A 13,093-nucleotide genomic window follows, 5' to 3' on the forward strand; every position below is an offset into this window, starting at 1 on the left:
ATCCCTCCTAACAAAAATCAAACTGCACGGTCGATCTCCTCGCCGCACCCCGGACAAAGAATTTTTCCCTCCTCCCTATCCTCCTCACAACGATAGTAGAAGGAATAGGCACAGGAGGGACAGGTTACGGAAACGTAGCTCTCCGCCTGTTCGTCCACATCGCCTTCATCACAACCCTGTTCTGAATCCAGCCCTATAGACCGTTCAAGCTCGCAGACCGAATCATGAAGCTCGTACAGCTCGTCCGCAAGCCCCTCGTCATTCTCACGAAGAAGCTCGAAAAGATCGGAATGCCCTTCCAGCTCGCACGCAAGCGCATCCAAGGCTTCCACCACGGCTGCAAAAATCTTTGTATCCCGCTCCTCGAGCGACATGCAGTCCAGAAGTCCACGCAGGTAGGCAATCCGCTCCTTGGCATTCAATCCCTTCGCCTCCTCTTCGCCCATAAGCCCCCCCGTAACGGAAACGCCTCAGGCTTGCCTAAAAAGCCGAGCGCCTTCCCCCGGCAACGGACAAGGAAAAAAGCTTTACTTCTTGGCCCTCTCGAGATAGAGCCCCGAGCGGGTATCGACAACGATCTCCTCTCCCGGCTCCACGAATACGGGAACCGTCACGGTGATGCCGGTTTCCAGAGTCGCCGGCTTGCCCCCCCCGGAGACGGTATCCCCCTTGAAGCTGGGGGGGGTTTCCACCACCTTGAGAACCACGCTCTTGGGCAATTCGATCCCCATGATCTTCCCTTCGAAGACCTCGAGCTTGATCTCCATATCCTCCACCAGGTACTTGGTAGCCTCCCCCAAGACCTCGGGAGAAAGAGTCAGCTGATCATAGGTGGCCAAGTCCATAAACACGTAGTCCTTCCCATCCTTGTAGCTGTACTGGGCGGGCTTGTCCTCGTAAATGATCCGCTCGAACTTCTCCCCAGGCTTGAACGAGTTCTCCACCGTGGACCCCGACTCCACGTTGCGCAGCTTGGTGCGGACGACGGCGCCACCGCGCCCCATTTTGTGATGGTCGTAATCCACGATCTCCCATATGCCGTCCTGCCAGCGAAACTTCAAGCCTACGTAAAAATCGGTGGTGTCCACTACCTGAGCCATAAGGATTCCTCCATTTTTAGCCGCCAAAGGCGGAAAATCCTCTGTATTATACCTCATGAGCTGAAGATATCGAAAAAATGAAGTGCGAGGGAGGCAGAGCCCAAACGGGCGCAACCTCCCTCGCATTCATTTTCTCATTGCTCCAAGAATATCAGCGCTTCGTCAAAATTGTCTCCTGCTCTACCGCAACGTCCGGGGTCTCCAAAATGTAGGGGACAACCAGGAGAACCACCTGACTCTTTTGGTGTTTGTAAGAACGGAAAGTAAAGAACTCGCCCAAGAGAGGCAATTGCCCCAGAATGGGTATCCTGTTGACATCCGTCCCCCTATTTTCACGGAAGAGACCGCCGACGACGAAGGGCTCGCCATTGCGGACCCGAACGTTGGTCGTCACGGACCGGGTCGATGTCTTGGGCATCTGTTCGCCGGTGCTTCCCGTAATCGTGGCCAAAACCTCTCCCGTCTCGATCGCAAGCTTGATGGTGATGATGCCGTCACGCCCGACTTTCGGGGTCAACTTCAGCTTGGGACCGACCGTCTGCGTCGACCAGGTCGGATTGCCCGCCTCGTCCCGATCGGAAATATAGGGGTAGTCCTCCGTCAACCGGACCTCGGCCTCCTCGCCGTCCAAAGTGATCACGGAGGGATTGGCGAGGGTCTTGCCCTTGTTCTTGGTCTCGACGGCACGGAAAGCGGCATCGAACTCCCTCCAGATGCCGTGCATCGGGGTGACTAAACTCGTAATGCCCGGCAAAATGGGGTTCTCTTTGGGTTCCTGGAAGTTGCGTCCCAGCCGATTGTCGTCGATGTACCCCCCACGGCCGCTCCCCCTGGCGTAGCTGAACCACCAATGGTTGTAGACCGCATTCAAGGCCGTTTCGACATCGCGCGTCGCGTCCTCCGTAAATTCCAAGATCTTGGCGTGAAGCATGACCTGCCGTCCGGGCCTATCGAGCTTCTGCAGCAGGGTCGTCACCTCTGCCAGCTTGGCCGGGCTGGACGTCACGTAAAGCATGCGCAGACGCGGATCGACAATCATGCGATCGGCCGGCATCTTCGTCAAGTTGACCAAAAGGGCTTGTAAAGCCGCCGGATCGGCGTAGGCAATGCTGAAGGAACGAGTTTCCTCGTTTCCGGCAATTTTGGAAAGGCCGTCGTTGGTACCGATGACGATGGTGTCCTTCCCCACCATGTGGTAACCGATGTCGTAGGTCTTCATCAGATAGGCGAAGGCCTCGCTCAGGGGGACGTTCCTGAGGGTCATGGTCACCAAAGCCGGGGGGAGGGAGGGGTCGATGATGACGTTCTTCTTGAGGTGACCGCCCAACATTCGAAAGACATCCCGAAGCTCGGTATCCCGAAGGTCCAGAGTGATCGGGGTCGTGCTCGCAAACGGGCCTGTAGGGACAGCGCGTTTCACCACGGAACGCGTCTCCGCGGGCTCCCGCACCATTTTTTCCACCTTTGCAGCCGTGATCAGGCGCAGGGTGTAGGCATCCGCAGGCGCCACGCCACGCATAGCACGCAGCTGCAAAGGACGCTCCGAATTCATGCTGATGATCACGTCGTGAGACACCTGGACCAACTTCACGTTCGACAACATCGGAACGACCACCGAATGATCGGTCATATCGGCGGAAGCCAGGCGAACCTCCGACATAACGATCCGCGTCTGATTCCCGTCAAACTTCAGCTCGGGCAGGGGCAGATCTTTCCCCTTGAGACCGACCACGACCTCCGCATCGCCTATCTGAAACATCTCCAGATGCGTCAAAGCGGGAAGGTTCGCGAGACCGTCCTTACCCGCCTTCGAGTCGGCAGCCCAAACCGGGCCCCCTGCCATCGAAAGCAAGGAGAATAAAAACACCAGGAACATGCTTTTGCCAATCAATCGTTTCATCGGTCTCTCCCATCTCTTCGTCATCAAAAACCGGGGGCGATATCCCAATTTTTATCCGCCCATCGTACGACCACCTTGTCGGCGGCGATGCGCACAACCCGCCCCTTTTTGCCCATGAAAGTATCTCCCTGACGGACGAGCATGCCCGACCCGACCCCAGCGATATCCATCACGGCCGTACGGTCCTTGCCCAGGATCATGATCGCGCGCACGACGATCTCGGGCGGAGGGTCAATGACAACCTCTCCGTAGGTATCGGGCTCCAGGACCACCGCTCCCTTCAGGGGATCGTTGAAGACATACTTCCCCATGTCCTTCATGGACTGCGCCCAAACGAAGCTGTTGGAACGCAGCGTGGACGCAGCACGCACCTGCTCGATCATGGCGTCCAAACGCTTCCTGTCCGCCTCCACGGTCTGAGGCGTCGTAGATACAGTAAAAATCTTATCCTTTAGCAGCAGCTGCATCTGATAGTAACGGTAGCACGCCCCCAGAGTTCCCCCAATGAAGAGGAGAAAAAAGAACAACCGGACGCTGCGGGCCGAGCCTCCACTGTTGACCCCCGTGAGGTTGCCCCACGCAGTACGCCATGCCTCTCGCCACCCCATCTGGTTAGCCATAATCCAACCTCCTACCGTTGAGCGGCGACGATGGCCTCCACCGTCACATCGGCCTGCACCCAACCCTGAAGCGCCGTCGAGGAGCCGATTGGCTTGTCCGCTCCCAAGGTCAAAGCGGAAACCCTCACCGTCGTCGGGAGATTGCGCCAAGCGGCAAGAACCCGCATCAGCGCATAATATTCCCCTCTTGTCGTCATCGCGATGGTGCTGACTCCATCCTTGTTCACGCCCTGCTGGCGCGTCGAGAGGATCTCCACCCCGTTGTTCTGTACGACCTGCTGGACGTCGGAATAGAACGCCAACTCGCTCTCGGCGACGTTGACGTGGTAGCTCTCGAGTTCATTGAAAGCCTTGTTGAACACGGATATCTGATCCATCAGGGCTTGAGTGGCGCTGGTCAGATCGACCTTTCTCTGCTCCAGCTCATCGGCCTGCTCCCTGAGATCGTCCAGACGAATCCCCAGGTAGTAGACCGCCCCGACGAGGGCAACACAAAAGAGAAAAAAAAGCAGTCCCAAGGTCGTTACCTTATTGTCCTTCATGGCTGTCCTCCCATTGCAATCCCCTGCCCGAAGGGGCGTGCGATCAGAGTCAACGTAAAGGATACCCGCCCCGTCTTCTCGTCCTTCTTCGTGGTGGGCATGGTTACGGCACTGAACAGCCCGCTGCCGCTCAGCCCGTCCGTCAGCGCTATGATCTGCTCCTCCGTCGAGGCCGTGGCGTCCACCGTCGCCGTATAGACGACCATATTGTCCTTATCGGCGCTAGGGACGAAACGTATGGAGTTGACCCCCATGCCCTGATCCATATAGGTCTCCAGGGCATTCAGCACTTCAAGCGTCGGGGGCTCGCTCTGCATGATCTCCAGGGTCTTTCGAAACTGGGACTCCTTGGCCTTCAGGCGGGATATCTCTGTGGTCAGCGCTGCCTGATTGTTCTCGAGATTGGCAATCTCCCCCTCCAGCAGCTCTATTTCCGACTGAAGCGCCTGCGTCTCGATAAACGCCTTGACAGTGTAAAAACCGCTGCTGATCAGAAAAGCCAACAAAAGCAGGACGGCAAAAAGTCGCACGATGTTGAAGGAATGACGCTTGCGTTCCCTCTCCAGGAATTCCGCAGGACGGAGATCGAATCGGACCCTCATAGCAGATTCCTCAGCGCGAGCCCGAAGGCCGCATCGTAGCCCGGAACGTTGCCCAGGGGCGACGGAACACCCCACGTCGTCCAGACGTCCGAGAACGTCACGTTGACGGATGCCCCCGCCTCCAAAAGGGACTTCAGCCGGGGATTTTCCCCTATGCTTCCTCCCAGGACCAGGTTTCGGATCTCAATTCCCCTGTACTGGTTCCCCGCAAATATCATGGTGTTCTGGACATCCTTCAGGATTGGGACCAGATCCTCCTCGGAGTTTCGACGGGCGGGATTCGTCAAATCGATCAGGGTGGACCTGAAAAGAATCCCGTTGTCCCTGTACCCCAGAACGATGTGGGTGACCTCCGGCTCGACCCCCACAATAAAATAGGCATCCTCCCGAGGACGCGGCCCCATGGAGGCCCGGAAGAACGCCACGTTCATCGGCTCCACAGCGCCAAGCGGTATCCCCACCCGTTCGCTGGCCTTCAGGAGGTCCCGCATGTAGGACAGACGACAGGTGGCGACAAGCACAGTGGACTTGGCCGCGGCATCCCGTGCCGGGACATCGACCTCGGCGATATCCGAGGCGGACTCCGCCCAAGCATAGGGGAAATATTTGTCGAACTCCAGGGCCAAGGCGTCCCGAACGTCGCCCAGAGGCATCTTGGGATACTCGACCAGCCTCAGAGTGACGTCTCGAGACGGAACCCCCAACACCACGGGGAAGGCAAACTTTCCCAACTGCGATTTCAGATCGTCGAAGGCCTTTTCGACGGTCCCGACTTTCTGCAGCGATTCCTTGACAACCCCTCCCGAGGAAACAGGAATAAATTCCTGTCTCACCACGCGCAGCCCCGATCCGCTTCGCTCCAGTTCGAGGTAGCGCAAAGAGTCCTCATGCAGGGCCAGTCCTGCAACCCCTCCTTTAGCCTTTCTCCTCGAAAACAACGTAACGCCTCCCTCCAGATAGATCAAACTCAAAAGCAAAGACCGGACGGCCAATCCCCACGCCCTTCGATCAATCCTCGGATTCTCTTTGCCCGAAGAGCCCAGGAAGCGCCCGAAACCACTTGCAAAGCGTACAAATCCTTTCGTAACCGGTTTGATTCAACCCAACGGTCCAGGGATTTCAGAAACGACGAGCAGTAATCCTCCAGCTCAGGAAAAGCCAAAGAAAACCTCGATGAGCCTCAATTCCTGGCCCCAAATCGCGTTTTTCCCCGGAATTAAGATCGATCCTCCCGTATTCTACAGTTCTAATCGAGTTTTTACAACAACTCAGACAAGTTTCTTATAAAATTGCACGTCATCGTCCCTTCCGAAACATTCCACAGCTATGCCCCTTCACGACCAGATCTCCCGCCAAATTAAGGGGCGCTCGTCCAGCACGGTCGTGACCGAACCATCGGGGAGCAGCACATCACGCGTCACCAACACGAGCTCGATCGCCAGGTTCGAGGCGGGGCTCCCCGTCTCGGCGCGAATGAGCAGGCCCATCGGACAGGAAGGAAGGGCACTCCCCGGACCGGCGGGGTTCTCGAACGCATGGTTGAGATCCTGAACGACGGCAAGCGCCCCGTCAGCCCCGTGGGTCACAAAAACTTGCAGGGCGTTGGGACCGCCGCTCACCGGGCCCGAGGACAGCCTGGGCGGGCGCCCGGCGGCCAGTTCGCCCCGAATCCAGCGGCGGCAGACCGCGATCAGCGAAGTCAGCTCGGCCCTGTCCCGAAAACGCGCCGCCACTGCCGTCAGCGACTCCTGAGACCAGGAGAGGATCAAGAACAGCCACGAGAAAATCGATGCGGCCGCCAACAGGAGGATCATCACGCCGGCCAAAGAGGCCCCCTGACGCCGCATCACAGGTTTTCGGACCTCCAGGAAGCGCGTGAAACATACAGCTCATGATTCGAGAACTCCGCCCTCCAAGGCGCGTCATCGGGCCACGATGCCGGCTTGGCGGAGGGCCCGAAAACGGCGGGACCTCCCGAGGTCAGCACCCAAAGATCAAGGATCCTCGAGGCCGGACGCCACTCCAGCCAGAGGGCCAGGACCCCGCTCTCACGCGGCTGAAAGTTCGGTGGGTACCAATCGCTCCGCATCTCCTGAAAGTACAGGATGTTATTTTGCACACGAAATCGTTCGCAGCGCAAAAGAAACAGCTCGCTCAGGGGTGGGATCGTGACGGGATCGGGAAGGTCATCCGCCAATTGGAGGGACAAGTCCTTACCATTGCGGGCCCCGAGATGAACGGGATACCCGGCCATGGGCAGGGAGAACCAGCTCCTCAGGTCGCGAGGCCGGCCCGCAAAGGGATCCACGTTCTCAAGGGTTCCCGACAAAACGGTGAGTTTTACGCTCTCTCCGGGAGCGGCGGAGACGACGCCTCCCCCCGGAGCCCTCAACAGCACTCCAGAGGGCAGCGAGAATAGGACGAACAGGCCGCTGCCCCGATAAACCCCTCCCTCGTCCGGGGCGGGTTCCAAAAGGGCACCGGAGTCCCTGTAAACCTGCAGGGGGCGGACGAGCCCGGGCCACCCGGCTATGACCGGCGCGCCAGGCAAACCACGTCCCAAGGCCCGCTGCAACATGCCGCTGATCCTGCACGAGGACAACCCCAACCCCGCGTGCAGGACTCGCGGCTCGAGAAAGGACAGGACGCGCTCCCCGCGCTCCCGGGCCAGGAGCCGCCGCGACACGCGTTCCGAGGAGAGGATGAGCCATCGTCCTCCCGCAAGCAGCGTCGCAGCCAGGACGGCCCCAACCGCCAGGGTCACGAGGAGCTCGACGAGCGACAACCCCCTTCGGACCATTTTCAGAAGGCCCTCACCGTGACGAGGGGGGAGTCCAAGGTTCCCGATCGGGCCTCGAGGGTCACCCAGACCTCCCCGTGGCTCCCGACCCGCGAGGACCATACGAAGGAGACGCCTCCCCCGGGAAGATCCCTGGGCATGGAGGCGAGGGAGGCGACGTTGACCGTGGACCCCAGGCGATTGAACCACCAGTCGGTTCCATACCGACGGGCGTCGGCCCCCTCGATGCGGATGGCGCCCAGCAGACAGCCGCCCAGGGCCGAGAACAGGGACGGCAGAAAAAGGGCAAGGATAAACAAGGCCACCAGGACCTCCATCAATGTGTCCCCCCTGCGGCTCATCTCAAGCCTCTTGAGGCAAGGGCCCACTGCCGTCCCTGAGGGAAAGTCGGGTGCACCTGCAGGAGGGCAGGGCTTCGAGAATCCTCCATTCCCGACGGTCGACGGCCCGGCCGTCCAGAAGGACCACCCGACCGTGGTCGGACGCGCTGCGGATCAAACGTCCCACGGCCTGGCGCAGGAACATCCGGGCATTGGGAAGCGTCACCCGCACAAACCCCTTCCCCTCCTCCAGCTCGTTGCGCGCACGCACCAACGGGTCGTTGGGATGCGGAAACGGAATTCTGTCCACGATCACCTGAGTCAGCCCCTCCCCAGGGATGTCCACCCCTTCACGAAAAGAAACACTTCCGATGAGAACGGATGTCTCGTCCTCCCTGAATCGCGCGAGGAGTTCCCTCTGCGGCAGATCCCCCTGCACCAGCACCGCATAGCCACCGGTGCGCTCCCGCATTTTTTTCGCAAAAGCATGGAGCAGCCTCAGCGAGGAGAGAAGCACGAGCGTCCGCCCCCCGTTCTCGTCACACAGCTTCCTCATGACACGGCACATCGTCGCGTCGTATCCGTCCCCTCCGACGGGAACCCCGACATCCACAACCAGGATCTCCATCTGCCTGGCGAAGTCGAAGGGAGACTCCACCGCGAGGGTTCGATCCGGAAGGATCCCCGATTCCCGTGACCAGAACGAAAAATCGCCCGAGAGGGTCAACGTCGCCGAGAGCAGGACGTTCTTTTGCGGACTCTCGCGCTCCAAGACGTCCCGCACGATGTCGGCCACGGTGACGGGCATGCTCGTCAGGGCCTCTCCGTCCCCCCAATAGGCCCAGCCGGGAAAACGGCCAACCTCAAGGCACCAGAGCAGCGATTTTTTGAAAGAACGGACCTCGTCGATCCAATTCATGAGCTCCGCCCCTTCGGCCAGGACGGCTTTGTCGGAGAAGTCTCCGGCCATGAAACGGTCCTCGATGCCCCTCAGAAGATGAAGCCCTCGGTCCAGCCCGTCCGTGAGAGACCGACCGAGGCGCAGAAGCTCCGGATCGCAGGCGCCAATGCCCCCGTCGCGGGGCATGCGCCATCGAACGGCCTCGAAAAGCTCCTTCAGGGACGACCGACAGCGTTCCCCCTCCTCCCGAACGGACGAAGGGTCGACGGCATGGGAACGCAACAAAGATTCGAACCGTTGCAGGGTGCGCGGACCCAACAGGGCGGCCATCCCCTCCGCTCCGGCGCGAACGGCCGAGGCCCCGCGTGCGACATCCGGCAGGCGATGCGCCTCGTCGCAGATCAGCCAGTCGTAGCGCACGGGAAAAGTTCCGCCTCCCTCGAGGATGTGCGAGAAAAAGAGATGATAGTTGGCGACCACGACATCCCAATCCTGCGCATCCCTGTAGGCACCGATGACGAAACAACGCTCCCGGAAGGGGCAGCTCGTCCCGATGCAGCTCCGTCCCCCCGCCGTCAGCTGAGCCAAAAGAGGGTGCCCGTCGCTCAGGCCCAGCTCGGACAGGTCGCCCGTCGTCGTCTCGGCCAACCACCGAGCGACGTCGACGGACGGGCCGCCGTCGTCCCCGAAGAGCGAGAGAGACTCCCCGGGAGGCAATCCGGCCCCCTTACGGCGACAGGCGTAACGAGAACGCCCCTTCAGAAGGCCGAAACGGAAGTCCCGCCCGACAAGCCGTTGCAGCCTGGGAAGATCCTTGCCGATCAACTGTTCCTGAAGCGCGATGCTCGCCGTCAGGAACAGAATGCTGCGTTCCCCATGCGCCTCCATCAGAGCGGGGACGAGGACCGAGAAGGTCTTGCCCACGCCGGGGGGGGCCTCCGCCGCAAACGTCCTCTCCAAGGGAGACCGGAGAAACGACTGCACGGCCAGGGCCAATTCGAGCTGCTGCGGGCGGAACTCATACCCCGGAAGGCGCGACAACGGCCCGGAGGGAGAATAAAATTCCTGTAAAGTGGGTCCCGTGGTATAATTCACCTCGATCTGAGATAACGGATGCTGATTCCAGTGCTCGGCGAAGGGAGAGGATCGTTCCCGTTTTCTCCCGGGCAACGTTCTAGGGCATACGCAGGTGCAAACGTCTTGCGCACCTATTATACAGAATGTTAAAATGCCCTCCGTTGTGTTTAAGCCGGGAACGGATTGACATTCGAAAGAATTGCAACGAGGAGGTGACTCGAAAGAATGCCCAACAAGCAGTCGGCCAAGAGGCGAGTTCGCATCGCCGAGCGCAATCGTGTTTACAACCGGTACTGGACGACGCGGTGCAGGAACGCCGTAAAGAAGGTTCTGGAGGCCGTGGAGGCCAAGGACGGCGACGCGGCGACCAAGAATTTCGACCTGGCCCAGAGCGTGATCGACAAGGCGGTGGTCAAGGGCGTCATGCATCGCAACACGGCGACGCGGCGCAAGAAGATGATGGCCCTTCGCGTTAAGAGCCTCCGCGAGTCCTAGGCGCTCCGGCCGGGAACGTGGGGTTTCGCGATTCTTCAGAAGAGGGGGTGCCCGTTGGGGCAGCCTCTTTTTTTATTTTACAAGCCCGGATTATCGACTATAATGGACCCGTGTTTTTGTCCGGCATTCCGATTTTTTGGCTTCAAGACTTCCAGCAAAAACGCGGCCTCCCGGAGATGGCGCCCGTTGTGGATTCCTCTTAAATAATGGTCGCGCGCGTTTCAAAAACGAGTGTATTCAGATCGGAAATGAGGGACAAGATCACGGGTCAACGCCCCCTTCGCAATCGTTTTAAGGGATATAAGGGGGGACGCGCCACGGAGGGGAATTCTCGTTTCCCCCCTTTTGAGCTTCTGTTTGACCTTGCGTTTTACGGGGGGAGGTGAACTCGAGTGAAGGAAAATTTGATGGACGAGATCAAGGCCGCCGAGGAAAGGGCGGCTGCGGGCGTCCAGGAGGCGAAGGCCGCTGCGGTCCGGAAGCTGAACCAGGCCCAGGCCGAGGCGGAGAACACCGTCAAGGAGGCACGGCAGTCGGCGGCACGACGTTTTCGCGAGAGGATCCAGGCCGCCGAGCAGGCGGTGGAGGCCGAGGCGAAGGCCATCGTGAGCGCCCGCGAGGCTAAGGCCAAGGCCTTTTACGAGGAGCACAAAGCAAAGGTCGTTGGCGTGTCCTCGTGGATAACGGAAGAGGTGATGGGTAGATATGGGCGTGGCTAAGCTCAAGAAAGCGGAGCTTTACTATCACAAATCCGTTCGCGAAAAAATCGCCGAGATTTTGCAGGACAGCGGAGTCTGTCAGATCATCGAGGATCCCGAGCGGGAGGCCCGGCCAACGGAGATCGAGGCCTGCCTTGCGGAGAGCGAGGAGCGGCTCTCGGACATACGTTATCTCCTGCGTACTCTGTCGGGTCGCTACAGGGATCCGATCCCCTCGATCGATCGTCTGCTGGGAGAGCGTCCGGTCGTCTCCATGGCCAACCTGTCCCGGTTGGCGCGCGAAACGGATTTGGCGGGGGTCTCCGCGGCCGTCCGCCAAAAGGAACACGAGATCAACGAACTGAGGGCCGAGGCATCGCAGCTCAGGACCAACCGGAGCCTGCTCGATTCCCTTGGCTTCTTTCCCCACTCTCTTTCCCTTCTGACTGAGGGAACCCGTACCGTGCGGGGCATCGCGGGTACGGTAAAGGCCGAGCAGTTCGAGGCATTCAGGAGGGCTCTGGCGGAGTTCGCTCAGGATACGGAGCTCATCCTTCCCAAGGACATCCCCGCCGCCAGGGACGTCCCGGTCGTCGTGCTCCTGTCCCGGGACCGGAGCGATAAAATCATTGAGACCTGCACCCGCAACGGGATGTCGATCAGCGACATCCCCCCCTTGTTCAAGGGCACCGTAACTGAGGAGTCCGTGGCCTTGGTGTCGAAACTGGCCGAGCTCGAGCTCAGGGAACGGACCCTGTCGGAGGAGCTCGACGCCCTCGCGGAGAGGTGGACGCCGATCGTCCAGAAGCTCTCCGATTATTGGAACAGCCTCGCCGGGCGTCATCGCGCCCTGGGGGAGAGCGACGAGACCGACCGGACCCTGAGAACCCGTTTTTGGGTTCCGGAGCGGGAGGCGGCCGAACTGCAGAAAAGGATCGAGGCCGTAAGTCCGTCCGTAGCCCTTTTCCTGAGCGACCCCGCAGAGGGCGACGAACCGCCCGCCCTTCTGGAGAACGGCCGGTTCGTCCGTCCGTTCAACGTCCTGACGACGCTCTACTCCCCTCCCGTCTACGGCGGGACGGACCCGACGCCGCTCCTGGCTCCCTTCTTCTTCATCTTCTTCGGGATGTGCCTGGGGGACGCGGGGTATGCCTTGGTGATGCTGGGCCTCATCGCCTGGCTCTTCAAGAAATACCGGCGTATTCCCTCGTCGGTCAAGGACTTTATCGTTCTCTTCGCCTTCTGCGCCGTCTCGACGTTCGTATACGGGATCCTCAGCGGCAGTTTCTTCGGCGACTTCGTAGACGCCTTCCTGCCCTTCCTGATACCGGTCAAGAAGGCCCTCATGGCGGTCGATCCCATGACGAATCCGATGCAGGTCCTGGGCATCTCGCTGATTCTGGGCGTCGTTCACCTGATGTTCGGCCTTGGAATCGCCGCCTACGACAACATCCGAAACGGCCGCTGCATCGACGCGATCGGGGGCAACATCGCCTGGATCTTCTTCATCACGGGGCTGTGTCTGTTCGGATCGGCCGCGGGCGGTTTTCTTCCCTCCTTTTTCAGTCCCCTGGGCAAGATCATGGCCGCAGCGGGGGCGCTCGTCATATTCTGGTACGCGGGGCGCGAGAAGAAAAATGTGCTCTCCAAGGCGCTTTCAGGCTTTCTTGCCCTTTACGGCTCCACCTCCTATCTGGGGGACATCCTCAGCTACAGCAGGCTTCTGGCCCTTGGGTTCGGCTCGGCGGTCATCGGGATGATCATCAACCTCCTGGGGGGAATGTCCGCCGAGATCCCCTACGTCGGGTGGCTTGTCGCCATCGTCGTCCTGGTGGGTGGACATCTCTTCAGCATCCTCATCAATATCCTGGGCGCTTTCGTCCATCCCCTGCGTCTGCAGTACGTCGAGTTCTTCGGGAAGTTCTATCCGGGCGGAGGGCTTTCGTACGCCCCTTTGACCCACTCCGAGGAGTACGTGGAGATCGACAACAGCTGCTCCTCCAAGGTTTAATCCGACACGGACAACACGGATAAAAGC

Annotated in this window: 14 protein-coding genes; 3 read left to right on the forward strand and 11 right to left on the reverse strand. The window is 59.9% G+C overall.

Features of this window, described 5'->3' with window-relative positions; all coding sequences use genetic code 11:
* Window positions 1-17: 17 nt before the first annotated feature.
* From EII26_RS00490 to EII26_RS00540, 11 genes are all read right to left on the reverse strand, one after another.
* On the reverse strand, window positions 18-422 hold the full coding sequence (locus tag EII26_RS00490) for a CD1247 N-terminal domain-containing protein (RefSeq protein ID WP_124887171.1): 405 nt from the start codon (window positions 420-422) through the stop codon (window positions 18-20).
* A 105-nt stretch (window positions 423-527) separates the two neighbouring features.
* Window positions 528-1,100: an elongation factor P gene (gene efp, locus EII26_RS00495; RefSeq protein WP_124887172.1), complete on the reverse strand. Its 573-nt coding sequence runs from the start codon at window positions 1,098-1,100 to the stop codon at window positions 528-530.
* Between the two features lie 151 nt (window positions 1,101-1,251).
* Window positions 1,252-3,000, reverse strand: coding sequence for a type II secretion system protein GspD (locus EII26_RS00500; RefSeq protein ID WP_233572515.1), 1,749 nt, complete (start codon window positions 2,998-3,000; stop codon window positions 1,252-1,254).
* A 23-nt stretch (window positions 3,001-3,023) separates the two neighbouring features.
* The gene (locus EII26_RS00505; RefSeq protein ID WP_124887174.1) at window positions 3,024-3,620 is read right to left on the reverse strand and encodes a hypothetical protein; all 597 of its coding nucleotides are present in this window, start codon (window positions 3,618-3,620) and stop codon (window positions 3,024-3,026) included.
* Between the two features lie 11 nt (window positions 3,621-3,631).
* Complete coding sequence (locus EII26_RS00510; protein ID WP_124887175.1) at window positions 3,632-4,162, reverse strand: hypothetical protein; 531 nt, start codon at window positions 4,160-4,162, stop codon at window positions 3,632-3,634.
* On the reverse strand, window positions 4,159-4,764 hold the full coding sequence (locus EII26_RS00515) for a PilN domain-containing protein (RefSeq protein ID WP_124887176.1): 606 nt from the start codon (window positions 4,762-4,764) through the stop codon (window positions 4,159-4,161). The genes EII26_RS00510 and EII26_RS00515 overlap by 4 nt, the downstream gene beginning before the upstream one ends.
* Window positions 4,761-5,702, reverse strand: a complete 942-nt coding sequence (gene pilM, locus EII26_RS00520) for a type IV pilus biogenesis protein PilM (protein WP_158612063.1) — start codon at window positions 5,700-5,702, stop codon at window positions 4,761-4,763. Before pilM ends, EII26_RS00515 begins: the two co-directional genes overlap by 4 nt.
* 396 nt (window positions 5,703-6,098) lie before the next feature.
* Complete coding sequence (locus EII26_RS00525; RefSeq protein ID WP_124887178.1) at window positions 6,099-6,614, reverse strand: hypothetical protein; 516 nt, start codon at window positions 6,612-6,614, stop codon at window positions 6,099-6,101.
* Window positions 6,611-7,564, reverse strand: coding sequence for a PulJ/GspJ family protein (locus tag EII26_RS00530; RefSeq protein WP_158612064.1), 954 nt, complete (start codon window positions 7,562-7,564; stop codon window positions 6,611-6,613). The genes EII26_RS00525 and EII26_RS00530 overlap by 4 nt, the downstream gene beginning before the upstream one ends.
* A gap of 2 nt (window positions 7,565-7,566) precedes the next feature.
* Entirely contained in the window at window positions 7,567-7,905 is a 339-nt protein-coding gene (locus EII26_RS00535) for a type II secretion system protein (protein WP_124887180.1), read from the reverse strand.
* A 1-nt stretch (window position 7,906) separates the two neighbouring features.
* Window positions 7,907-9,826, reverse strand: coding sequence for an ATP-dependent DNA helicase (locus EII26_RS00540; protein WP_124887181.1), 1,920 nt, complete (start codon window positions 9,824-9,826; stop codon window positions 7,907-7,909).
* 261 nt (window positions 9,827-10,087) lie between these two features.
* On the opposite strand from EII26_RS00540, the gene rpsT reads away from it, so the two are divergent.
* The 3 genes from rpsT (at window position 10,088) to EII26_RS00555 (ending at window position 13,066) form a co-directional block, all read left to right on the forward strand.
* Window positions 10,088-10,357, forward strand: coding sequence for a 30S ribosomal protein S20 (gene rpsT, locus EII26_RS00545; protein WP_124887182.1), 270 nt, complete (start codon window positions 10,088-10,090; stop codon window positions 10,355-10,357).
* Window positions 10,358-10,749: 392 nt separating this feature from the next.
* The gene (locus tag EII26_RS00550) at window positions 10,750-11,076 is read left to right on the forward strand and encodes a cell envelope biogenesis protein TolA (protein WP_124887183.1); all 327 of its coding nucleotides are present in this window, start codon (window positions 10,750-10,752) and stop codon (window positions 11,074-11,076) included.
* Window positions 11,063-13,066, forward strand: a complete 2,004-nt coding sequence (locus EII26_RS00555; RefSeq protein WP_124887184.1) for a V-type ATP synthase subunit I — start codon at window positions 11,063-11,065, stop codon at window positions 13,064-13,066. Before EII26_RS00550 ends, EII26_RS00555 begins: the two co-directional genes overlap by 14 nt.
* Window positions 13,067-13,093: the final 27 nt, after the last annotated feature.

Origin of the sequence: Fretibacterium sp. OH1220_COT-178, assembly GCF_003860125.1 — a bacterium.
Lineage (GTDB): Bacteria > Synergistota > Synergistia > Synergistales > Aminobacteriaceae > CAJPSE01.

Excerpts from the sequence above, each read along its gene's own strand:
- rpsT (WP_124887182.1), top strand. The coding sequence starts at position 10,088 with ATGCCCAACAAGCAGTCGGCCAAGAGGCGAGTTCGCATCGCCGAGCGC.
- EII26_RS00515 (WP_124887176.1), bottom strand. The coding sequence starts at position 4,764 with ATGAGGGTCCGATTCGATCTCCGTCCTGCGGAATTCCTGGAGAGGGAA.
- efp (WP_124887172.1), bottom strand. The coding sequence starts at position 1,100 with ATGGCTCAGGTAGTGGACACCACCGATTTTTACGTAGGCTTGAAGTTT.
- EII26_RS00510 (WP_124887175.1), bottom strand. The coding sequence starts at position 4,162 with ATGAAGGACAATAAGGTAACGACCTTGGGACTGCTTTTTTTTCTCTTT.
- EII26_RS00535 (WP_124887180.1), bottom strand. The coding sequence starts at position 7,905 with ATGAGCCGCAGGGGGGACACATTGATGGAGGTCCTGGTGGCCTTGTTT.
- EII26_RS00555 (WP_124887184.1), top strand. The coding sequence starts at position 11,063 with ATGGGCGTGGCTAAGCTCAAGAAAGCGGAGCTTTACTATCACAAATCC.
- EII26_RS00500 (WP_233572515.1), bottom strand. The coding sequence starts at position 3,000 with ATGAAACGATTGATTGGCAAAAGCATGTTCCTGGTGTTTTTATTCTCC.
- EII26_RS00530 (WP_158612064.1), bottom strand. The coding sequence starts at position 7,564 with ATGGTCCGAAGGGGGTTGTCGCTCGTCGAGCTCCTCGTGACCCTGGCG.
- EII26_RS00505 (WP_124887174.1), bottom strand. The coding sequence starts at position 3,620 with ATGGCTAACCAGATGGGGTGGCGAGAGGCATGGCGTACTGCGTGGGGC.